Origin of the sequence: Streptomyces sp. WAC 04229, assembly GCF_003947455.1 — a bacterium.
GTDB lineage: Bacteria > Actinomycetota > Actinomycetes > Streptomycetales > Streptomycetaceae > Streptomyces.
This window is the reverse complement of sequence record NZ_QHJH01000069.1, coordinates 13,104-34,666: the sequence shown is the minus strand read 5'-3', so window position 1 is coordinate 34,666 and position 21,563 is coordinate 13,104. Positions and strand designations below refer to the sequence as shown.

The 21,563-nt window shown below is 68.1% G+C and carries 18 protein-coding genes; 9 read left to right on the top strand and 9 right to left on the bottom strand.

Annotation, left to right across the window (positions count from 1 at the left end):
* From DMH12_RS40295 to eccE, 3 genes are all read right to left on the bottom strand, one after another.
* The coding region (locus DMH12_RS40295) for an SCO5717 family growth-regulating ATPase (RefSeq protein WP_312023949.1) at nucleotides 1–1,270 on the bottom strand (1,270 nt) is incomplete at its 3' end.
* Between the two features lie 300 nt (nucleotides 1,271–1,570).
* On the bottom strand, nucleotides 1,571–2,344 hold the full coding sequence (locus tag DMH12_RS19860; protein WP_125492881.1) for a hypothetical protein: 774 nt from the start codon (nucleotides 2,342–2,344) through the stop codon (nucleotides 1,571–1,573).
* On the bottom strand, nucleotides 2,344–3,702 hold the full coding sequence (gene eccE / locus DMH12_RS19855) for a type VII secretion protein EccE (protein ID WP_125492880.1): 1,359 nt from the start codon (nucleotides 3,700–3,702) through the stop codon (nucleotides 2,344–2,346). Before eccE ends, DMH12_RS19860 begins: the two co-directional genes overlap by 1 nt.
* Nucleotides 3,703–3,923: 221 nt before the next feature.
* On the opposite strand from eccE, the gene eccB reads away from it, so the two are divergent.
* Nucleotides 3,924–5,450, top strand: coding sequence for a type VII secretion protein EccB (eccB, locus tag DMH12_RS19850; protein WP_125492879.1), 1,527 nt, complete (start codon nucleotides 3,924–3,926; stop codon nucleotides 5,448–5,450).
* Nucleotides 5,451–5,472: 22 nt separating this feature from the next.
* Entirely contained in the window at nucleotides 5,473–6,726 is a 1,254-nt protein-coding gene (mycP, locus tag DMH12_RS19845; RefSeq protein WP_125492878.1) for a type VII secretion-associated serine protease mycosin, read from the top strand.
* 115 nt (nucleotides 6,727–6,841) lie between these two features.
* On the opposite strand, the gene DMH12_RS19840 is transcribed toward mycP, so the two are convergent.
* Nucleotides 6,842–7,243, bottom strand: a complete 402-nt coding sequence (locus DMH12_RS19840) for a hypothetical protein (RefSeq protein ID WP_125492877.1) — start codon at nucleotides 7,241–7,243, stop codon at nucleotides 6,842–6,844.
* 76 nt (nucleotides 7,244–7,319) lie between these two features.
* On the opposite strand from DMH12_RS19840, the gene DMH12_RS19835 reads away from it, so the two are divergent.
* Entirely contained in the window at nucleotides 7,320–7,745 is a 426-nt protein-coding gene (locus DMH12_RS19835) for a hypothetical protein (RefSeq protein ID WP_185832421.1), read from the top strand.
* Nucleotides 7,746–7,806: 61 nt separating this feature from the next.
* Here DMH12_RS19835 and DMH12_RS19830 read toward each other — a convergent pair whose 3' ends face one another.
* From DMH12_RS19830 to DMH12_RS19815, 4 genes are read right to left on the bottom strand one after another with little or no spacing between them, the layout of a single operon-like run.
* Nucleotides 7,807–8,004, bottom strand: coding sequence for a hypothetical protein (locus DMH12_RS19830; RefSeq protein ID WP_125492875.1), 198 nt, complete (start codon nucleotides 8,002–8,004; stop codon nucleotides 7,807–7,809).
* A 39-nt stretch (nucleotides 8,005–8,043) separates the two neighbouring features.
* Nucleotides 8,044–8,739 carry a hypothetical protein gene (locus DMH12_RS19825; RefSeq protein WP_312023948.1) on the bottom strand — a complete coding sequence of 232 codons (696 nt, stop codon included), beginning with the start codon at nucleotides 8,737–8,739 and terminating at the stop codon, nucleotides 8,044–8,046.
* 23 nt (nucleotides 8,740–8,762) lie between these two features.
* The gene (locus tag DMH12_RS19820) at nucleotides 8,763–11,108 is read right to left on the bottom strand and encodes a hypothetical protein (RefSeq protein ID WP_125492874.1); all 2,346 of its coding nucleotides are present in this window, start codon (nucleotides 11,106–11,108) and stop codon (nucleotides 8,763–8,765) included.
* Nucleotides 11,109–11,128: 20 nt separating this feature from the next.
* A complete protein-coding gene (locus DMH12_RS19815) occupies nucleotides 11,129–11,557 on the bottom strand; it encodes a hypothetical protein (protein WP_125492873.1) in 429 nt (142 codons plus the stop codon).
* A 315-nt stretch (nucleotides 11,558–11,872) separates the two neighbouring features.
* Here DMH12_RS19815 and DMH12_RS19810 point away from each other — a divergent pair, with 315 nt between their 5' ends.
* The 6 genes from DMH12_RS19810 to DMH12_RS19785 all read left to right on the top strand — a co-directional run bounded on the left by DMH12_RS19810 (nucleotide 11,873) and on the right by DMH12_RS19785 (nucleotide 17,295).
* The gene (locus tag DMH12_RS19810) at nucleotides 11,873–12,532 is read left to right on the top strand and encodes a hypothetical protein (protein ID WP_125492872.1); all 660 of its coding nucleotides are present in this window, start codon (nucleotides 11,873–11,875) and stop codon (nucleotides 12,530–12,532) included.
* 493 nt (nucleotides 12,533–13,025) lie between these two features.
* The gene (locus DMH12_RS19805; RefSeq protein ID WP_125492871.1) at nucleotides 13,026–13,475 is read left to right on the top strand and encodes a hypothetical protein; all 450 of its coding nucleotides are present in this window, start codon (nucleotides 13,026–13,028) and stop codon (nucleotides 13,473–13,475) included.
* Nucleotides 13,476–13,477: 2 nt separating this feature from the next.
* Complete coding sequence (locus tag DMH12_RS19800; RefSeq protein ID WP_125492870.1) at nucleotides 13,478–15,175, top strand: hypothetical protein; 1,698 nt, start codon at nucleotides 13,478–13,480, stop codon at nucleotides 15,173–15,175.
* Nucleotides 15,176–15,229: 54 nt separating this feature from the next.
* Entirely contained in the window at nucleotides 15,230–16,489 is a 1,260-nt protein-coding gene (locus DMH12_RS19795; RefSeq protein ID WP_312023950.1) for a S8 family serine peptidase, read from the top strand.
* Nucleotides 16,490–16,545: 56 nt separating this feature from the next.
* Complete coding sequence (locus tag DMH12_RS19790) at nucleotides 16,546–16,893, top strand: WXG100 family type VII secretion target (RefSeq protein ID WP_125492868.1); 348 nt, start codon at nucleotides 16,546–16,548, stop codon at nucleotides 16,891–16,893.
* A 102-nt stretch (nucleotides 16,894–16,995) separates the two neighbouring features.
* The gene (locus DMH12_RS19785; protein ID WP_125492867.1) at nucleotides 16,996–17,295 is read left to right on the top strand and encodes a WXG100 family type VII secretion target; all 300 of its coding nucleotides are present in this window, start codon (nucleotides 16,996–16,998) and stop codon (nucleotides 17,293–17,295) included.
* Between the two features lie 160 nt (nucleotides 17,296–17,455).
* Here DMH12_RS19785 and eccCa read toward each other — a convergent pair whose 3' ends face one another.
* Nucleotides 17,456–21,433 carry a type VII secretion protein EccCa gene (gene eccCa / locus DMH12_RS19780; RefSeq protein ID WP_125492866.1) on the bottom strand — a complete coding sequence of 1,326 codons (3,978 nt, stop codon included), beginning with the start codon at nucleotides 21,431–21,433 and terminating at the stop codon, nucleotides 17,456–17,458.
* Between the last annotated feature and the right edge of the window lie 130 nt (nucleotides 21,434–21,563).

The following is a 21,563-nucleotide window of genomic DNA, read 5'->3' as shown; positions in this document are numbered from 1 at the left end:
CGGGTGCCGGCGGCGCGGGCCACTGGTGGGCCGGGGCGGGTGCGGTCGGCGGGTACGACGGAGGCACCGGCGGCATCCCACCCTGGGCCGCGGGCGGCGCGTCCTCGGGAACGGCGTCCCGTGGGGCGTCGTCCTCGGGAGCGGCGTCCTCGGGCTCGTCCACCGCCGGGACGCTGTCCTCGGGCTCGGGCTCGGCCACCTCGTCGGCGACCTCGCCGACAGCGGCGTCGTCCGTACCGTCCGTGTCCTCACCTGCGTCGCCGGTCTCGCCGGTCTCGCCGGTCTCGCCGGTCTCGGAGCGCGAGGCGTCCTCGTCCTCCGGTTCCACGGCGTCGTCGGTGTCGGTGTCGGAGTCCGCGGCGGCACGCTCGGCGATCTCCCGCTGGAGAGCGGCCGCGGAGAAGCGCATGGTCGCGCCACTCTCGAGATCACCGTTGGCGGGCTCGGCCTCGGGCTCGGGCTCGGGCTCGGGCTCGGGTTCCGATTCGGGCTCCGGCTCGGGCCGAGGCTCTGCCTCCGGTTCGGCCTGAGGCTCGGGTTCGGGTTCGGGCCGCGGCTCCGCCTCCGGAGCCGGAGGGGCAGCGGGCGCCTGGAGCTGGAACCCTCCGGCCGGGAAGGCCGGCACGGCCGTGGGGGAGCTGAAATCCGCAGTCGGGGCGGGCGCGGGCGCGGCCTCCGGCGCCTGCACCTCGGGCTCGGGCTCAGGCACCGGCTCCGGCTCGGGCCGCGCCGACGGCTGCTGCGGCGCCTGCGGCTCGAACCCGCTCCCGACCGGCAGCCGCGGCACCCCGGTCGGCCCCCCGGCAGGCGGCGCGGGCGGCGTGAAGGGAACCCCGGGCCCGGGCGGCGGCGGAGGCGGCGTGTACGGGGCACCCGGCGCGGGAGGCGGCGGTGTGAAGGGCGCGCCCGGCGCGGGAGCCGGAACGGCGGAAGGCCCGCCGGCCGCCGCCGCGTGCGGAGGAGGCGTCAGCCCCGGCAACGGCGGAACCGGACCACGGGGAGCAGGCGGAGCGGAGGGAGAGGCCGGAGCGGCGGAATCGGAGCCACCGGAGCCACCGGAGCCACCGGAAGCACGGGACGACGAACCGGCCCCCGCCCCCTCGTCCTCCTGACCGGATTCGCTCTCACTGGACGCGTTCTGCGTGTACCAGGCGGGCGGCGCGTAGTCGATGGTGAACTCGCCGGTCGTCTCCACTGAGGACTCCGCGTCGGGCTGGTCATCGCCGGGTGTAGCCCAGCCCCCGCGGTTCCCGTCCCGGTCGCTGCTCACAGTTCCTCCTGGTGTGGTCGAGCACCCTCAAGCCGTGCTGGGGCGACCCTTGCTTGTCATTCGAAGTTGTCCAAAAGCCGTTCGAGGTCGTCCGATGAACCGGCTCTTCCCCCTGAGACGCCGACGCCCGGTCCACGGGTTCTGGCGTCGCGCCGGTCCCAGCCTAATCACGAGCGCCCCGAACCCGTCAGGCCCCGTACCCCTGCACGCGCCCGCATCTAACGTCACAACTGGCGCATAAGCGGCTAACTTCAATGGCATAGCGGATGTAAGTGGGGTGATCCGGTCAACGTGATTGCGTCAGTCCATCCGCCGGGGTGTACCCAGGAGACCGACCTCGGCATCGGTCGGCTGGGTCATCACGTACTGTCTGTCACGATCCTTACACCACAGGGTGACCCCGTCGGGAAGGGCCGGCAGTGCCTCATACTCGGAGCGGGGCAGGCCGGTCACACGGCCGATCTCCGCCGACTCGTCCGGCGAGACGCGCTGCACGCCCACCAAACGCGCCTGGCGCATCAACCGCGGGGCGAGCGGGCTCAGATACGGAAGCAGAGTCAGCACCGACTGCCACGGCGCGGAGACCACCCGCCCACGCGGCGGACGCATACCGCAGTCGCGGATCACCAGCACCGGTCCCGTCGCCGAGGCGCCCTGCGGCGGAACACGGCCCACTTCGTGCACGGTCATGCCGGACTGGCCGCCACCGACCGCCTGCAGCACCTGCGCCCAGTGAGCCGGGCGACCGGTTTCCACGGCGACCCTCGCTCCCGTCGCCGCCACGCGCAGCGCCAAGACCTGCGCGGTCCAGAGTCCGCCGATCAACACCATGTCGAAGGGCGTCGGACGGTTCACTCCCAGGACGGCGGGCTGCCCTTCGCTGTTGACGCCCACCACGACACCGTCGTCCCCGATGGGCAGGGCGAGCGTTTCGACCTCGGTCATGGAGAGCGTGTGCCGGGGGTGCCGGGGGCCCAGCAGGCCGAATCCAGAGCGGAGCCGCCACCGTAGGCCCGTGGCGGACTGTCCGGCGCCCGCCGGATCGATGTGGGCGGCGGGTGACGTCACCGTCATCAGCGGGCACCTCCGAGCGGCAGTGTGGCGAGCATGCCGGCCAGTTGCTCACGGTCCAGTCGTACGAGGGCGGTTCGCGCCTGGCGTGCGGCATGTTCCAGGCCCCGGCGCGCCTCTGCCAGCTCCGTGCTGCTGCGACCGGTGACCCGGACGTGCCCGGTGATCGTGACGTCCTGTCGGCTGCTCGGGGCCAGTGTGAGACTGAATGTGGTCGCCAGCGCGGGTACCGCCGTCAGCCTCGCCACGAGCTGCGGCAAACCGGCGTCGTGGCCGCCGAGCTGGGGCCAGCGGCGCACCCAGTACGTGGTGTGCCGTCGGTTGTCGCAGCGCCAGCTGCGGCCGGACTCCTCGGTGCGGCGCCGGGGCGCGTCACCCTGTCCGGTTTGGGCGGCCACCATCGGGTTGGCGCACATCGAGGTGGAAAGGGCGGCCGGCAGCTCCTCCTCGGTCAGCAGGCTGACCCGGAACCCGGCGCCCGTCAGTCGGCTGGACAGGTGCTCCGCCGACCGCGCCAGGCACTTCTGTGCCCCTGTCAGTCCGCCACCGCGCGCCGCCACCGCGTCCGGGCAGAGCTCGGGATCGAGTTTCAGCGCGATCCACATGATGCGGACGGCGGGAGAAAGATTCCCTGTCTGCAATTGCGCATAGTTGGTCACCACGACCGACTGTCGCGGCAGGTGGGGCGCGGGCGCGGTCTGGGTGTGCAGGACGACCTGAGCGGACTCCAGGCGGATGCCGTCCACGTCGAGGGCGTCCCGGACCAGGGCGAGGGGCAGCGGTCTGCTGCCGCGGTCGGCGCGTAGTGCCCCGGCGTCGGCTTCCACCTGGAGCACGGCGGTCAGGAAGCCTCCGTCGCCCAGCATGCCCACCGGCCGCCGATCGCGGCTGTCCCGGTGGACGTAGTTGTACGTGCGCAGGTTCGGCTCGCACTCCACGGCCGGTGCCAGGCCGGCGTCGACGTCCGACGCCACCGGGGTGTTCGCGGCTCTGCGGAGTCTGGCGCGCAGTGCCATATGGCCGGCCAGCCATTCCGGCAGGGACTGCCGCCGGCGACGTACCACCGCCAGAAGCACCAGCAGGACCGCGAGGGCGATCGACGGCACCAGCACGAGGGACCCGATGAGCCAGCCGCACACCGTCAGTGCGACGGCGAGCTCCAGCAGCACCATTCGCTGCAGGGCGAAGGAACCACCCCGCACGCGACGCGCCTGCAAACGCGGCGTGACAGGCCCCGTGGCGGCCGATGTCGGCACCCCGGTACCCGCCGCCGGGTCAGGCCGCCGGGGCATCGATCGTGACTGGGACTCCGATCGTGACCGCGACCTGGGCCCCGACCGGGTCTGTGGTGCGGAAGCCATTACTCCGATTCCCCCGAACTCTCCCCAGAGACAACGCGTTCAGCACACGGCAGGCTGCAGAAGCCTACCCGTGCCCCATGCACCATCCCGCACCAGGCATAGTAGGGGCCGGGTCTGACAGCCGAGATTCTGGAGGCAGTCGGGGCGGGAGACGGATCAGGGCCGAGCGCCGCATCCCCACCGCGCCACCACGCCGCCGCACGGGGAGAGAACGAAAACACATGGCATCACGGCGTGATGAACTGAACGCCTACACCTTCGCGAAGCGCCGCACACTCGCGTCCTTCCTTCAACCCTCCCCCTCGGGTTCGGAAGAGGGAGCCCCCAGGCCACTGAGAGCGGTTGTCCCAGGTGCCGTCGTCGGCATCGTCGTCCTCGCCGTGTTCGGAGCGATCGGCCTGTTCAGCCCCACGGCGCCCAAGGGTTGGGACAAGGTGGGGGAGAACGTGATCGTGGCCAGCGACTCCACGACCCGCTACGTCGTGCTGAAGACCGCAGGGAAGAGGCAATTGCACCCGGTCCTCAACATGGCCTCCGCGAAACTCCTCCTGGATCCCGGCAAGGACAAGGTCATCACCGTCGACGAGGACGTCCTCGACGGCGGTGAACCACCGCACGGCGCCACTATCGGCATCCCCTACGCGCCCGACCGCCTGCCCTCGCCCGACGAATCCGAGACCGCCAAGCGGTGGGCGGTCTGTGAACGCCCTGGTCCCGGCGGCCGATCCACCCAGAAGGCCGCGTTCGTCCTCGCCGAGAAGGAGTGGCCCAAGACGGAGGGCTCCAAGAAGCTCTCCGGGGGCGACCTGATGTACGTCGTCGCACCGGACGGCACCTCCCAGTACGTCGTCGACTCGCGCGGCTACGCCTACCGACTGGGCGACCCCGCCGACAAGGAACTCCTCAAAGCCCTCGACACCCAGGGCCGCGCCCCGCAGCGGGTGTCCCAGGAGTGGCTTGACACCCTCCACAAGGGCGACCCGATCGACATCCCGGAGATCGAGGGCGCCCCGGGAGCGGACGCGGGAGCCTCCGACATGCTCGGGCAGCACGACAAGGTGGGCATGGTCATCAAGGCGTACGACGGCCGGCGCATGCAGTACTACGTCGTCCTGAGCGGCGGCGTGGCCCGCATCTCGGAGTTCACCGCGACGCTGCTCCTCAACAGCGGTGACCTCGTCGGCGTAGGACAGGCCGGCGAGGCGCAGCAGGTCAGCCCCGGCGCGGTTGTCGAGAGCACCGAGTTCGAGGGGCAGCGGAACTGGCCGTCGTACCGCCCCAGAACGGTCAACGACGGCTCCTCCGCCACCTCCGGCCGAAACACCGTCTGCAACGTCCTGCGTGCGGTGAACCCCAAGAACGGCGAGACGACGCTCTCCACCTGGGCGAGCACCGACTTCCCCGCCCGACTGCCCACCGGCTCCTCCAGCGCATACGTCACACCCGGCTCCGGACAGCTCTACCGCCAGTTCCAGGGCACCGAGACGGAGGCGGGCGGCGTCTTTCTTGCCACCGACACGGGACTGCGCTATGCCCTGCAGTCCAACAGCGACAGCGCCGCCGACGACAAGGGCATCGGTACCTCCGAGAAGAAGCGCGAGCAGGAACTGAGCGAGGCTCGCATCGCCCAGGCCCGGCTCGGCTACGAGGACGTGGATCCCTCACCCGTACCGGTGCAGTGGTCGACCTTCCTGCCCACGGGACCACGTTTGTCCGAGGCAGCCGCACGCCAGCCGCAGGGCTCGTAGCGGCCACCAGGAGAGCGAGACCATGCAGAATGAGACGACCCTCCGCGGGTGCGGCAGCCGCGCGCGGGCGCTGACGGCGGCCGCACTCACCGCATCCGTACTCGCTGTCCCTGGGGCGCAGGCGGCCGACGGCGGCCAGTGCACCTTCCCCTCGAAGAACTACGAGGGCAGGCCGTGGGCGCTGCAACGCGTCAACCTGGACGAACTGTGGGCGCAGTCGAAGGGCGAGGGCGTCCAAGTCGCGGTGATCGATACGGGCGTGGACGTGAAGAACCCCCAACTCACCCAAGCCGTCGACGCCTCCAAGGGCCAGAACTACCTGCCCTCCAAGAACGACAAGGGCGAGAAGATCGAACGCGGCAACGCGAACGGCACCACGGACACCGTCGGCCACGGCACACGAGTGGCCGGCATCATCGCGGCCCGCCCCGCCAAAGACACCGGTTTCGTCGGCCTCGCCCCCGAAGCCACGATCATCCCCATCAAACAGAACGACGCCGAGGGCAACGGCACGGCCGACACGCTCGCCGCGTCGATCCGCCATGCCGTGGACGTGGGCGCCGACGTCATCAACATCTCGCAGGACACGGCCAACGCCGTCAAACCCGACTCCACCCTGAAGTCGGCCGTCGACCACGCCCTGGACCAGGAAGTCGTGGTCGTCGCCTCGGCCGGCAACGACGGCCTCGGAGGCGAGGACAGGACGACCTACCCGGCCTCGTACGAGGGCGTCCTCGCCGTGGCGTCCTCCGACCGCAACAACGAACGCGCCCCCTTCTCCCAGGCGGGCGACTTCGTGGGCGTGGCGGCCCCCGGCGTAGACATGATCTCCACGGTGCCCGGCGGCGGCCACTGCTCCGACAACGGCACCAGCTTCTCCGCCCCGTACGTGGCAGCGGTGGCGGCTCTGCTCAAGTCCGGGCACCCCAAGTGGACGGCCGCGCAGGTCATCGCCCAGATCGAGCAGACGGCCGAACGCTCCATCCCCGGCGACGACCGCCTAGTCGGCTGGGGCGTGATCGACCCGGTCAAGGCCCTGACCGACGTGGACCCGGCCCACCCGGTGGAGTCCCCCACCCCCGAGCAAGCGGGCACCCGGGCAAAGGCCCCCGAGGTGGCCCCCCTACGCCTCGGCGAGACAGCCGAGGAACGCAACACCCGTTTGGGCACCTACGTAGTCGTCGGCGGCCTGGTCCTGGCCGCGGGCCTCGGGGGCACGGCGGTGGCGGTACGGGATTCGCGGCGGCGGGGCAATAATGGCGGACGTCGAACCTGAGGGGCGACACGACGGATGTCCGAACCGCTACAGGCCCCGTATCTTACGGTTCCGTTGCACGTCTTCGATGCTCCGGCCGGCGCACCCGAAACAGCGGCCGGTCAATCCGTGCAGGCTACGCGTTCCGTGCGTCGGCCCACTTGTCCAGTTCGCGCATCGCCTCGGCGTGTGCGCTCATTCGGAGGCTCACACTGCCGCTCGTGAACAGCGCCACGCCGGCGACCGACACCGGAACGGAGAGCCCGAGCACAGTCAGGGCTTCAGGCCAGTCACGTTCGTTCTGACACCAATCACCCCTATGCAAGCCGTCGTTGGCCGTGCCGCGATCGGTCAACAACCGTGACTCGCACTCCGCGGGGTAGCGGTCGTCGGGCTCCTCGTCGACCTCGTACGGCGTGAGCAGCAACAGGGCACACCATGTCCACTGGAGCGCCGCGACAGCCAACAGACCGATACCCCAGGCGCGTATGCGGCTATGTCTGTCGCGGAATTCGAGGTCGTACTCGCGTGATCGCATGATCGACGAATCTAGCAGCGAGGTTCTCGCAGCTGAGTCGGCACCATGAGACGAGGCAGGAGCTGAAGTAAAGATTATGAGTATATTCGACAGGCTCACCGGCACCCGGCGTCCCGAAAAGGGAGCCGCTCCCCGGCCAGTCGCGGATGTTCGGGGCGCGCTGCTCGGGCTCGTTGGGGATCAGGTGCCGTTCCAGGTCCGTGAAGCCATGCCGGGGGAGAAGGCGGATCTCGTGGCCGAGTGCCAGGTTCCCCGGGTGAGGATCACGCTGCGGACGCGGATGCGGTTCGTGCCGGACGTGTGTGAGGTGCGGTTCCTCGACGAGCGCTGGGAGCGACGCTCCGGGGATGGGGCCAGTGTGCGGTACGGGCGGGGGTATGCCCCGGCCGTGTACTGGGAGGGGAAGGAGTTCCGCTTCTCCACACGCCAGACGACCGACCCTCTGCGCGACGCCGTCCTCGGCGCTGGGTGGACCTGGCGGGGGGTGCTCAGATTCCGGTGACGTCCTCAGTGAGCCGTTTACCCACCTCACACTGATGCGCGATGAAGGACGAGGACGGCCTTCACGACCTCGGTGATCTGTCGGCGGCGATGCGGTCGATCGGGAGCAGGGTGCCGTCGAGGATTCCGCTGCGGGTGGACAGATCAGGAAGAACCCGTCCGCCAGCAGCTTCGCTGTTGCGCAGGGCTGTCCAACTCGTCCTCAGGACTGCCCGTTTGGAAAGGCTCAGCATCGATTCACTCAGGTCCTGCGCGAACACGCCTATGCCAGGCTCCATGCCGTGATACCGCACCGGTGGCTACGCGGGATCCAACACGGGCTTCGAGGGAAGCCCGCCGTTCTTCTCACAGCCCAGTTCCTTGGCCATGGCCAGCGAGAAGGAGTGGGCCACGGTCGCGTAGGCGTCCTTCAGCGCCTTGATGTCGCCCTCGGGCTCTGTCGGCGTGGCCCAGTGCTCCACGCCGACCGCAAGGTGGGCCACTTCCCCCGTGCCGGCCACCTTGTCGCTTCTGCACCCGAACTGGACGTCTGCCTTGTCCGCCGCCGCCAGGGTTCGCTCCCCCATCTTCAGCGCGGTGAACTTGGAGGCGGGAGAGCCCGTCGCGTCGGGGTCGACCTGCCTCCAGGTGACCCTGAGCTCGAAATCCGGCTTGCCGAGGGGTGTGTAGATACGGCAGACGTCCCCACTCCGACCGTGGGGCGCGTTGTACATGGTGGCAAGGACCGTCGCCGCCTGCTCGATGCTGTACTTCTCCCCCGAGGCCTCGAACCTTGACGATCCCGTGATCACCTTCAGCGCCTTGGCCGCGTCGGCGGAGACGGCGTTGCCACCGCAGAGTCGTGTACCCGCGACGACCTTGTAGTCGTCCGGAACGCCGTCCTCGTCCCCGTCCCCTCCGCAGCCCGTGGCTCCGAGAAGCAACGAGCCGGCCACTGCTGCGGAGAGGAGTCCCCCGCGTACCGGCCTACGACTGACCACTGTCCACATCCTCATGTCTCCTCGGCAGTCCCCTGGCCTCAGCCAGTCTCCGGGTCGTTGCCCTGCTGGTTCTCCCGGTCGTTGCCGACCCCGTAGCCGAGCAGCATCGATGCGCGCAGGTCCTCTCCGAAGTCGCTGTTACGGTCCACGCCGTTGTGCGCCAGGAATTCCTTCATCGGGGCCTCGGCCATGCTCTCACCTGCGGTGTAGATCATCTTCCTCTCGTGATGGGTGAGGTCCTCGATCTTCTTCTTGTGCTCATCCACCGCGTTGTCTGACAGGTCGCCGACCATCTGGCCGATGAGCTGTTCCGCAGCACCGCTGGCGGTATCGGTAGCCAACGGGATGAGTACCGCGGCCGTGCCCACGGCCGCGGTCGCAGGCAGGAAGGCGACGCCCGCCGCGATACCCGCCGCAGCCCCGAACTCGACCCAGCCCGCCCGCTTGGCGACCGCCTTCTCGTAGTCCTCGTGGGTCTTGAGGTCCGTCGCCTTTACCTGGTCGGCCCGGGACTGGTCGAGCATGCCCTGCACCTCTGCACCCGTACGCACGGTCGCCCTGGCAGCGCCCTCATTGATGCCGTCCGGGCCCACGGTTCCTTCCAGCACACTGCGGGTGTAGACCTGCTCCGCGGCCGACAGTGTCGCGTAGGCGTCCGGGTGCTGGCCCAGGGTGCTCAGGAAGCCTCGCACAACGCTCCTCCCGTTCCCGTCCACGGTGTCCGAGAAAACGAGGTGCCCTTCCGGATTCTTGGCCGGTGCGAACGCGCTCTCCCTGTCGTTCTCGTCCAGCGCCCAGTTGATGTCGTCGATGTAGCCGGCGCCCATGACACCCAGGCTGTCGGCCATCGCCTCGTGGCGCTCCTTGAGGAGGCCCGGGTCATCGGCGTACTTCTCCATGACCTGCTGCATGACCGCGACGTTGTCCTCGTCCCGCACCACGTCGGCGTCCGGGTGCCCGGCCGGGTAGCCGAGGGTCGCCGACTCCAGGGAATGGCCGAGGGCGTCGGGCATGTAGTCGAGCGACGCCTTGAATTCCTTCGGATCATTCGCGTTGACGTCGCCGAAGGACTCCCACTTCTCGTTGGTGAAGAAGTCGAGGTAGTTGTCGAACGCCTGGCCGTCCTTGTCCTTGCCGAGTTCGGCCGTGGCGCCGTGGTTGACCGTGCCGTTCTCGTTGTACGCGGTCGGGGGGTCGGTGAAGAATTTCTTCGCTGCTTCCGGGCTGTTGCCCAGCGCCTCCAGCATGGCGGTGGTCGGCTCGTAGCCGGCGCCGTTCACGCCCGAGGGGTTGTACGGATTCTTGAGCCAGCTGTTCACCATCTTGGTCTCGGCGAACAGGCCCGGGTCCTTCGCGTGCAGTTGCGCCACGTGTTCGGCGATCGGGTTGAGGAACTTCGCGTCGTAGTTCCCGTACCGCATGATCCCGCCGAGCAACTGGTATCCGAAGGGCCCGCCCTGGTCGTACTTGGACAGCGCAATGTGCTCTGTGCCCAACTTGCGCAGCTCCGGACCCCACTTGTCGGTGAACGCCTTGTCGTGGGAGGCGGTGGCCAGGTTGAGGCCGAGGTTCTTCTGGAGCTCCTGGACGTCCTTGAGTCGTTCCGGGTCGACCTTGCTGTAGTCATACGTGTCCGTGGCGAGCTGGCCGAAGAACGCGAGCGACTTTTCGGGGCCGAGCTTCTCGTAGAAGTACTTGGAGAACTCCACCGACGAACTGTTGTCCTTCAAAAGCTCGTTGAGCTTCACCAGATCCTTGTGTGAGATGTCCCGGCCGTGAGCCGCCAGGGCCGCGGCACGGGCCGCCTCCTCCTGGTCCAGCTTGGTGTACTTGGGGGCACCGAAGTCTTTGCGGCCGGTGGCGTTGGCCGCAAGGGTGTTGTTCAAGGAGACGTCGGTGTCGTTGCAGTTGTCGACGATGAGGTCGATCTTCTTCTGCCACGACTCGATGTTCTTCTTCTCCTCCTGCAGGAGCTTGCTGTAGTCGGGGTCGTGGCGCGCCGCGGGGATCTCGGACAACGGCTTCTTCGCCGTGACCTTGCCATTGCCGTCGACCCGGACACCGGCCCCGGGACCCTCGTGGTCCCTGATGTTGACCAAATCGTCCTTGGCCTTCTTGATGGCCGTGTAGCCCTCTTGAAGGATCCGGTGCACGCCCTTGGCCTCGACCACGGCGTCTGCGAACTCCTCGACGGTCTTGCGGATGAACGCCTTGGTGACGCCTGCGTTGACGCCCTCCCAGGCCGCCTTGTCCGCCTTGGCCTTCATTCCGTCGGTGGCGTCGGTGGCGAGTGTGTCCAGCTTTCTAGTCATTTCCGACCAGTCGTCGACGGCGGTCTTCAGCTTCCCCAACGGGGCGTCGATGATGTCCTCGTACTTCAGCATCCTGCGCGCTCCCCCGAGCCCTACTTCATGTATTCCGTGAGTACGGAGATCCGGGTCAGATCCCCCTCGACCTTCGCCTCGTCCTTGGTGTGCCGGGCCCTGCTGTAATCGAGGTGATTCGATATCTGCCCACAGGCGTCCAGCAACGTCCCGAGATGGGTCTGCCAGTTGTCGTGCACCTTCAGCAAGCCCGAACCACAGACGAAGTCTCCGTTGGTCAGTGCCGTCGCCGCGTCGAACGTGGAGACACGGGCGTGGTCACCGTCCTTCGTCAGCCGTCCCAGCAGGTCGTACGCGTCGTTGCCGATGGCGCCGAGGTCGTCCCGGTGGACTACCAGGTCCTTCCCGCCGCCCCTGCCGCCCTCCGCCGGAAGGCTGTCGATCTGCATGGCGGTCTGCTTGGCCGACGCCGCCTCGCGCAGTTGGGCCCATTCCTGCTCGAACGTCACGATTCCCCCAGTCCGTCCGGACGCCGCTGCATCGTACTCGTGCAGCCACCGACCTGATCACCCATCGCTTATATCATCGCCCGCCCAGGGGGCCGGTAGTTAATTGCCCAAACTGGACGATAACGGTTGTATCCCGGCAGGTGCACGCCCCGTGGCCCGGCCTCCCCTGCCGAAGCCGGCCGACGGACCCGGAGCGACGGCGTACTCTCGCGCCTGCGTGCCGATCAAAAGCCAAGGTGGCTGCCAGTAGAACTCGATGGGCTGCACCTCTGGCTAGATTGTGGCCTCATGCGCATCGGTAGAAATCTTGTGGGCGTGGCCCTGATCGCTCTCGTCCCCGCGGGCTGCGGTGGGTCGGGATCGGCTGACGAGAGCGCTTCCCGCCCTGCCGACACCGCGCTGCCGAAGAGCGGCAAGGAACTGCCCGTGGCGATCACCTCGGCCGAGCCTGAGCTCCTGACGGTGAAGACGCTGCGCGGCTCTCTGCCGCCGGAGCCCACCGACGACGCCACGCCCACTGAGCGAATGCTGTGGACGATGCGCAAACAGACCGTGGACATGGCCGGGATACCCGGGAAGACCAACGCCGCGTGCGAGGGCGGCAAGGTGAGCAAGGAGCCGGGCGCGACCACTCGATGCACCGTCAGCTACGAAGGCGTGAAGGTGACCTGGTGCATCCACTTCGACGAGCCGGCCGGTGACTTGAAACTGTACGAAATCATCAACGCCGGCCAGGCCGTGCTGACGGCGAAGTCCGTCTACGGCAACTTCTGGAGGGAGTACAACCGGGTCAGCAAGCACCTGCGCTGCGACAAGGTGCCGGACGTCGAACGCGTCGCATACGACCAGGACACCGGCCGCCGCTGCCAGTACGCATCGACCGTCGACGGCGAGTCCCGCTGGGTCAATGTCCCGGTGAGCGTGGGCGAGCGCGGGGGTGTCTTCGACAATGGCCACTTGCTGGAATCCTCTTGAGATGGTGGACATGGAGCGCCGAGGAACGGTGTGACGACGTCGCAACCAGGTGGAACACCGGCACAGGGCCCCGGTAAAGCCATTGTCACGCGGCCAGGAAGAGGCTGATGGGGCGGCCGGTGTCGCGGGCGTCCGAGTTGTTGACCAGGTAGACGATCTCGACAGTCCGCCGCCCTTCCTGGTGAAGGTGCGCCGCAGCTGGGCGACCTGCCCGTCCCGGTAGCCCGATCCAAGCGGGCACGTCGACGGCTGGTTGGATCTCTGCGCGCGTCACATGGGCGCGAGGGTTGTAGGTGAGGTCAGAGCGACGCTTCGATGGTTGAACGTCGAAACCAGTGTGTGCGCGAGCAACAAGGCTGGCGTACACGGCGGTTAGGGATGGCCTGCCCGGTGGCTACAGTATCGATCTCTCGCGGTTACGATCAGTTGTGCGTGCGAGCGGTTCAGTCAGGCTCGGACGATGGATGTACGGGGAAACGGGGGAGGTACCAGCATGCTTCCGGTGGAAATGGTGGGAGGGGCGTCCGCTGCCAGGGCGGCCAACCTGGAGGTCACGGGCGAGGCGCTGTCGACATTCGTGAAGCGGGTGGACAGCGCGCTTCGCAATCTTGAGGGATCGGCGGGTGATCCGACGCGCATCGGCGCGCAAAGGATCAAGCCCTCCTCGCTGAACAGCGGCAGCATGGCCGCGTTCCCGGAGGCCCACGGGCTGTACCTCCAGTACAACCGGGTTCACGAGGAGCTGACCTCCCTCTCCAAGATCCTGCACCTGCAGATCGAGGCGATCGGAATCGCCGTCAGGGGCGCGCACGTGGGCTTCGACAATCTCGAAGAGGAGCAGCGCCACCGTTTCGAGCAGATCCACGCGCAGATCAAGCAGGTCGAGGGCGCCGGGGGCGAAGGCCAGCACACCAAGCAGACGGCTACGAGCGGGAGTCTCTGACGATGTCCGACGAGCACCACGAGGCGGACTACGACCGAGTCTCCAAACAGAACGCCGTCGCGGACTTCACGCGCCGCCTGGAAGAGCGTCCTGCGTTCGGGATCTTCAACAGGATGTTGCAGTCGGCTGTCGAATCGACGCCGCTGGGTCCGGCCTTGCAGGGCCGGACGAACTTCGAGAACCACGACCTCAACGAGATGGTCGATCTCGTGGAACAGACGAATCCAGAAGACCTGGAGAGCTCCGGCAAGGCGCTGTGGGATGCGCGGGACGCCATCAAGGACGCTGCCAAGGAACTGGAAGGGCACATCGGCAATGTCCGCTGGGTTGGCGAGTCGGGCGAAGCGTTCCGTAAGTGGGGGCGCTCGCTTGTCACCAGCACCTACGGGCTGAGTACTTTCGCCGGCGGCGCGGGAGACCAGATCACAGCTGCTGCCGTCGGCCTGGCAGCCGTACGCAAGGCCATGCCGCCACGTGATACGAGGCCGGGGAGCAAGGCCTTGCGGCCCGAGCAGCTTCCGACACCCAAGCAGGTCGAGGGCAACAACGAGTACGCCGAAGCGGTTCGTGTGGAGAAGGATCGCCAAGAGGCGATCAATCAGATGAACCGGTTGTCGTCGTACTACGCGGTATCGGAGCAGCAGCTCACGGCACTGGAGCCTCCCAAGTTCACGACAATGCCGGACGTGGGTGTGCCGAAGCCCACCAGAGATTTGCGGGATGGGGCGCCGATTGCGTCTGGATCCGGCGGCGTACAGGAAAGCAGGACCGGGAGCATCTCGGACAGTCACTCGACCATTGACATGGAAGACCCGGCTCCGCCGCAGGACACGGACGGCACGGTCGTTTCTCCTCACGGCATCACAGACGAGACCGCCTACGCTGACGTGCCCGTTGGGACGACCATCGACAGCGCCGCAATCCCGACGCTTCCCACGGCTCCCATCGCCGGCCACACTCTTCCGACCACGCTGCCTCCGGCCGAAGGCAGCGGGCCGACTGCTCCGTTCACTACCGGTTACGGCTCCCCGGTTACCCCTGCCCGCTCGGTTCGGGACAGGGGTGGACCAGCCGGCGTCAAGCCGCCCCTGTCCGCTCAGGGGCGAGTGCCCCCCAGCGGTGCGGGCAATGGAGGCCCGAGTTCGGGGCGTCCGGTCAACCAAGGGCCTTTGAACCAGGTGGGGCGTGCGGCGCCTGCAGGGCAGCCCGTTGCCAAGGGCGGCACCTCAGGAGTTGGGCCCTCTCCTATGAGGCAAGGGGTGAGCGGCGGTACACCGCGCGCCAATCCCACGGCGGCACCGCGACCGACAGGAGGTCCAGTCACTGGCGCACGATCGAGTGGTGTAGTCGGCGGCAGACCGGGGGGCAGTTCAGGGGCGGCCGAGCGAAACAGTCCAAGGTTCCCCCGTGGCACGGTTGTCGGAGCCGAAGCAGCGTCCGGCGCCCAGCCAGGCAAGGGGCGATCTGCGACGCAGCCTGGCATCACAGGGGTTCCCGCAGGGCGCAATTCTGCTGCCGGTGCCGAGCGGAACGGCATGACCCGTGGCGGTGCAGGCCTTGTACGGGGGCCCGGCGGACGTGGCCGCCGTCGTGACGACCGTACGGAAGAAGGGGCGCAGCGTCCCGATTACCTGGTCGAGGACGAAGAGACACACTTGCCTACGAATCTGCGGCGCGATGTGCCGCCAGTTGTCAACTGAGCGCGAGCGAGGACTCTTCTCATCATGAAGTCAGCAACACGTCGCGGACTACGCATACGCCTAGGGGGCATTGTCACGAGCACCCTGGTCGGAGTCGGTGTGGCCTTCGCTCCAGAGGCTGCTGCGGCCGACGTGCAGTCGGAGCAGTGGTACCTGGGGCCGATGCAGGCCGAAAAGATGTGGAAGGTCAGTACGGGGCAGGGCATCAAGGTCGCTGTTATAGACAGTGGAGTGAACCCCGACACGCCGTCGCTTGAAGGGCAGGTCCTGGCTGACGAGGTGCCCAAGCAGCTCGCATACGGCGCCACTAAGGACTACGACGGCCACGGGACCACCATGGCGGAATTGATTGCCGGCACCGGGGCAGATGGCGGGATCAAGGGGTTGGCACCTGGTGCGGAGATCGTGCCCTACCGCATCACGTCGTCATCCTTGAACAACGCCAAGGATGAGGAACTCGCTCCCACGCCCATGGAAGTGATCAAAGCCATTGCGGACAGCGACGCGCGAATCATCAGCATGTCCTTCGGCTCCCCTGCCTACGAGCCGGAATTCGAAGCAGCGGTCAAGTACGCTGCTTCTCACGGCAAGTTGCTGATTGCGGCCGTGGGGAACGAGGGTCGGGACAGCGGCTACATCGACTACCCCGCCGCTTATCCGTATGTCATCGGTGTGTCATCCATCGATGAAAAGAGCCGCATATCGGACTTCGCCCAGTCGGGCCGTTACGTGGACTTGGTCGCCCCAGGCGAGAACATCCCCGGCTACTGCAAGCCGAGCTTCGACCAGTATTGTCACGATCTCGTAGGCACCAGCTCCGCCACCGCCATCACCTCCGCGGCAGCCGCCCTCATCTGGTCCGCTCACCCGGACTGGACGGCGAACCAGGTCACCCGTGCGCTGATCGATACGGCCGGCCGCAAGTGGCCCAAGGACGAGCCGACCGCGACCGCCGGCTACGGCACCATCCGTCCCCGCTCGGTGCTGGCGAACCCGAATTACGACGCCGGTGAGCCGTACTCCGACCCGCTCGCGAAGGAGAACACGCAGAAGGGGGAGAAACTGGTGACGGAGATTCCCCCGGCGTCAGCCTCGCCCGAGCCGTCCGCGGGTGACTCGGCTGCGTCACAGGGTGCGGGAGGGACTGCCAAGGACAAGCAGGCGGCAGCAGGATCGGACGATGCGAATGCCGTCTCGGCGAACGCATCGAACGACAGCAGCAGCACCCTCTGGATCACACTGGGCGGCGCCGCAGCAGTCGTCGTCATCGGTGGCGGCGCCTTCGCCGTACTGCGCGCGCGGCGCGCGAACTGACACTGGCGTCGTCGGTGTCGTAACGAGAGAAGCAACAGGGAGGGCAGGGGCGGATCATGGCCGTCGACCAGAAGCTCGAAGATGCAGCAGTCATCAAGCTGCAGAAGGACATGTACGAGAAGTTCGAGAGCATCCGCAAGCGGGTGCACAACCTTCAGGGTGTGATCGACAGCCTTGAGGGCCAGTGGCAGGGCATCGGCCGTGCCGCGTTCGACAAGAAGCAGTACGAGATCAACACGTCCCTGCAGAACATGGGCCGCATCCTCGCCGACGTCGTGGACGCGATGACCGCGACGCGCAACATCAAGGACAGCAAGGAAGACGAAGTCCTTGCCGCCGTGAACAAGATCAACGTCAACGACGGCGCTCCCACCGTGCAGTCGTCGCCCCTCAGCTCGTTCTGAGGCGAGCGGTCAACAGGCACCGGACGCCCGATTGGGCAAGGCGCGCGGTGCAGACAACAGCCACAGCCGGAGCACATCCGGAACGAGAAGGGGTAAGCAGAGATGAGCCGTAACGCCGACGGTCTGCAGGTGACCTACGACGGACTCGACTTCGCGGCGACCAACCTCGCCAACGAGGCGAAGCTGCTCGACGAGGACATTCAGCAGCTCACCAAGATGGTGGAAGGCAGCAAACAGTACTGGGCGGGCAAGGCTCAGGAAGCCTATGGGCTGAAGCTGGAACTCTGGCGCAAGGAGACCAGTGACATCCACCAGGCCCTCATGAGCATCGGACACGTCGTCGGCTCGTCCGGCGGTACGTACATGGAGGGCGACCTGGCGGCGTCCAGGTACCTGCAGTAGCCGCCGGTGCGGCAGGTGGGGTAACTGGCGCAGGCGGTCCGAGCCGTTGCTGCGACGAGGACGAGGGTGGGCGTGCACGGGAGACGCCCACCCTCTCTCGTATCTGGAGCAGTTCACCCGAAGGCCGTCTGGCGGACCGGACCGGCCGCCAGGGCCCCGTTCACCACCGGCCGCCGGGGTCCTCCACCAACCCCACCTGCACCAGCGGCTTCCCTCGCCGCCGCGACACGAACACACCCCGCCCCGGCGGCATCGGACGCGGCCGTACTCCGCCGAGCAGGTCGCCCTCTGCCGGATCGCCGCCGAGGACGACGCCCTGGGCGCCGAGTTCCTTGAGGCGCTGCATGAAGGCCTCGTAACCGGCGCGGCCCGCGCCCGCGGTCGAGCGGGCGATGATGAAGCGCACGCCGACGTCCCTGGCGAAGGGGAGGAGTTCCGTCAGGCCCGCCAGCGGGTTGCCGCTCGACGTGGCCACCAGGTCGAAGTCGTCGATGACGATGTACACCGTCGGGCCCTGCCACCAACTGCGGTCGCGCAACTGCTCCGGCGTGACGTCGGCGGTCGGCGTACGGCGCTGCATCAGTTCGGCCAGCGCGTCCATGTGATGCTGCATCTGATTCGACATGGGCACGTACTCGGCGAGGTGCGAGGGCGGGGTCACCCCCAGCAGGGAGCGGCGGTTGTCGATGACGAACAGCTTGCAGGAGTCGCCGTCGTAGCGCTCGGTGAGCCGCTGGATGAGCACCTTCAGCAGGTTGGACTTGCCGGACTCGCTCTCGCCGAAGATCAGGAAGAACGGATCCTGGTCGAAGTCCACGAAGACCGGTTCGATGTTGTCCTCGTCGAGCGCGAACGACACGCCACGTCGCGGGAACCGGTCGCCCGGCGGCAGCTCGTGCACCGGGAACTCGCGTGGCAGCAACCGCACCGCGGGCGCACCCGGCTGCTGCCAGTGCCGCGTGACCTCGTTCCCGAGCGCCTGCGTGGCCTCTGCGAGGTCCGTGTCGGAGGACAGCCCGTCCATGCGCGGGACCGCCGCCATGAAGTGCTGCTTCTGCGGAGTCTGGCCACGCCCGGGAACGCCCGTCGGTACGGTCGCCGCGACCTTGCGGTCGAACTCGGAGTCCATCGGGTCGCCAAGCCGGAGTTCGAGGCGGTTCATCAGGTGGTCCTTGAGGTTGCTGCGGACCTCCATGGAGCGCGACGCGGTGAGGACCACGTGGATGCCGTAGCCGAGTCCGCGGGCCGCGATGTCCAGCACGATCGACTCCAGCGCCTCGTAGTCCGCGCGGAAGTTCCCCCACCCGTCGATCGCAAGGAACACGTCGCCCCACGGCTGATCGGTCACCGTGATGTCGCCTCGCGCGCGGCGGGCGCGGAACTCTGCGATCGAGGAGATGCCCGTCGTACGGAAGTACTCCTCCCGGCGGGTCAGCACGCCGTACACCTCGGCCGTCGTGCGTCGTACCTTCTCGGGATCGAGGCGTGAGGCCACACCGCCTACGTGCGGCAGGCCGGCCACCGCCGACAGGCCGCCGCCACCGAAGTCCAGTCCGTAGAACTGCACCTCGTGCGGGGTGTGCGTGAGGGCGAAGGACGAGATGAGCGACCGCAGCAGCGTCGACTTGCCCGACTGCGGTCCACCCAGGATCTGCATGTGGCCGGCGGCGCCCGAGAAGTCCACCCACAACGGGTCCCGGCGCTGCTCGTACGGCTTGTCCACGATGCCGAGCGGCACCACGAGTCGCCCCGCGCCTTCGTAGCCGGGCTGGGTCAGGCCGCGCCCTGCCACCGGGGCGAGGCCGGGCAGCAGCGCGTCGAGCGACGGCGGGCTGTCCAGCGGCGGCAGCCACACCTGGTGTGCCGACGGGCCCTGCGCCTCCAGCCGCCGGACGACGACGTCGAGCACGGTGTCGGCGAGGGCGTCGCCCGACTCGTCCAGACCCTCCTCGCGCTGTGGCGGTACCGCCGCGTACCGCACCGGGACCTCGGCGGCGGTGAACAGCACCGGCCGCCGGTCGACCGGCGGCGGGCCGCCGGAGGACGCCGTCTGCCGTGCACTCGCGCGGTACACCCCCGACACGTACGCGGCCTTGAAACGCACCATCTCGTCGGTACCGAACTTCAGGAAGCCGGAACCGGGGACGTTCGGCAGCTCGTAGGCGTCCGGGACGCCGAGCGCGGCCCGGGACTCGGCCGCGGAAAAGGTGCGCAGACCGATCCGGTAGGACAGATAGGTCTCCAGTCCGCGCAGGCGTCCTTCCTCGAGCCGCTGCGAGGCGAGCAGCAGATGCACCCCGAGTGACCGGCCGATGCGGCCGATCTGCACGAACATCTCGATGAAGTCCGGTTTCGCCGTGAGCAGTTCACTGAACTCGTCGATGACCAGGACGAGCGAGGGAATCGCCTGCAGCGCGGCACCCGCCGCGCGGGCCTTCTCGTAGTCGTGAATGTTGGCGTAGTTGCCCGCGTCGCGGAGCAGCTCCTGCCGGCGGTTGAGCTCGCCGCGGATCGAGTCGCCCATCCGGTCCACCAGCGTGAGGTCGTCCGCGAGGTTGGTGATCACGGCGGCGACGTGGGGGAGTTGGGCCATCCCGGCGAACGTCGCACCACCCTTGAAGTCGGCGAGTACGAAGTTGAGGGTCTCGGACGAGTGGGTCACCGCCAGGCCGAGAACCAGCGTACGCAACAGCTCCGACTTGCCGGAGCCGGTCGCACCCACACACAGGCCGTGCGGCCCCATGCCCTCCTGCGCCGCCTCCTTCAGGTCGAGCATCACGGGCCGGCCGTCCTCGCCGACGCCGATCGGTACCCTGAGCCGTTCGGACTGTGAGCGTGGCCGCCACGTCCGGAGCGGATCGACGGAGGCGGCGTCGCCGAGACCGAGCAGGTCGGTGAAGTCCAGATTGGCGAGGAGCGGCTCGTCGTTGTCCCCGCCGGCCCCCATGCGCAGCGGCGCGAGCTGCCGGGCCAGCGCTTCCGCGCCAGGGGCGGAGAGGACGTCGGGCACGCCCTCGTAGACCGCGCCGTGGGCCGACTCCAGGCGCAGGGCCTTCGGCTGTACGACGACAGAGAGGTCTCCGCGCCCGGTCGTGAGGGTGCCGGGAACCACCTCCAGCACAGTCACGCCCTGCAGGCCCTCAGGAGTGGCCAGCAGCGACGTCGGCAGCAGGGAAACCCCGTCGAGCACAACAACCAGGTGCGGCTGCTCGGGCACCGGTCGTCCGCCCGGGTGGAACCTGGGGCGGGCCTCAAGACGAGCGCCGAGCAAGTCCTCCAGGGCCGCCGGGTCGGCCGTGATCAGGCGCCTGGAGCCCGCGCCGTCCGTGACACCCTCGGCCTGGACGTGGGGCAGCCACTTGGCCCACTCCCATTCCGGCGCAGACTCGTGCCCGGCGGCGATGGCGATCACCAGGTCCTCGGGCGAGTGCAGCGCGGCGAGCGAGGCGGTGACGGCACGGGCGGTGCCGCGAACGGTGACCGGCTCACCGCTGATCGTCACGTGGTAGAAGGCCCTCAGTGAGACCGCCATCGGCAGGTCCTCAAGGATGCTGTGCGTGGCCAGGAAGCGCTGCATGGCGCCCGTGGTCAGCGGCTCAAGCTCGTCCACCGGAGCGGTCTCTGGTGGTACCAGGGGAGTTGCCAGGGCCTGCGGGCCGAGACCCACGCGTACCTGTCCGAAGTCCTCGTCACCGGTGCGCCGTTCCCAGGTCCGACTGCCCTCGGCGACCAGCGCCCACAGTTGCTCGGGCGAGGGGTGCAGGTAGTACTGGGCGTCGCGTTGAGCCGTCGCCGTCTTCTGCGCGGCCCGCCTGGCCTGCGACAGGTAGCGCAGGTAGTCCCTGCGCATGTCGGCCATCTGGCCCTGGTTGCCGCGGCGGTAGCGGATGAGCATCGCGACACCCATGGCGACGGTGGACGCCACCATCACCATCCCCATGATCTTCATGAAGGGATGGGCCTGGGGACTGAAGAAGAAAACCACGGACCCGCCCATGCCGAGCATGGGCAGGAGTTGCATCCAGACGCCCTCCTGCTGCCCGCGCGGAAGTTCCGGCGGTGGCTGGAGGTGGACCTCCTCCGTGGGCACGTTCTTCGGCAGTGCCCGAGGCGGGCGCTTGACGATGATGTGACTCAATGCGTACCAATTCCCTTGGCTGGCCGACCCGTTCCGTCCGCCGCCCGTCTCCCGGCGCACGTCGGTCGCGGAGGGCGATCCTACTGACACGCACCGACAGCACCGGGCGGTAGGGTGCCTGTGCGACGCG

Bases quoted from the DNA above. Each gene is read 5' to 3' on its own strand.
- DMH12_RS19860 (WP_125492881.1), bottom strand. From the start codon at position 2,344: ATGACGGTGACGTCACCCGCCGCCCACATCGATCCGGCGGGCGCCGGA.
- eccE (WP_125492880.1), bottom strand. From the start codon at position 3,702: ATGGCTTCCGCACCACAGACCCGGTCGGGGCCCAGGTCGCGGTCACGA.
- eccB (WP_125492879.1), top strand. From the start codon at position 3,924: ATGGCATCACGGCGTGATGAACTGAACGCCTACACCTTCGCGAAGCGC.
- mycP (WP_125492878.1), top strand. From the start codon at position 5,473: ATGCAGAATGAGACGACCCTCCGCGGGTGCGGCAGCCGCGCGCGGGCG.
- DMH12_RS19840 (WP_125492877.1), bottom strand. From the start codon at position 7,243: ATGCGATCACGCGAGTACGACCTCGAATTCCGCGACAGACATAGCCGC.
- DMH12_RS19835 (WP_185832421.1), top strand. From the start codon at position 7,320: ATGAGTATATTCGACAGGCTCACCGGCACCCGGCGTCCCGAAAAGGGA.
- DMH12_RS19825 (WP_312023948.1), bottom strand. From the start codon at position 8,739: ATGAGGATGTGGACAGTGGTCAGTCGTAGGCCGGTACGCGGGGGACTC.
- DMH12_RS19820 (WP_125492874.1), bottom strand. From the start codon at position 11,108: ATGCTGAAGTACGAGGACATCATCGACGCCCCGTTGGGGAAGCTGAAG.
- DMH12_RS19805 (WP_125492871.1), top strand. From the start codon at position 13,026: ATGCTTCCGGTGGAAATGGTGGGAGGGGCGTCCGCTGCCAGGGCGGCC.
- DMH12_RS19800 (WP_125492870.1), top strand. From the start codon at position 13,478: ATGTCCGACGAGCACCACGAGGCGGACTACGACCGAGTCTCCAAACAG.
- DMH12_RS19790 (WP_125492868.1), top strand. From the start codon at position 16,546: ATGGCCGTCGACCAGAAGCTCGAAGATGCAGCAGTCATCAAGCTGCAG.
- DMH12_RS19785 (WP_125492867.1), top strand. From the start codon at position 16,996: ATGAGCCGTAACGCCGACGGTCTGCAGGTGACCTACGACGGACTCGAC.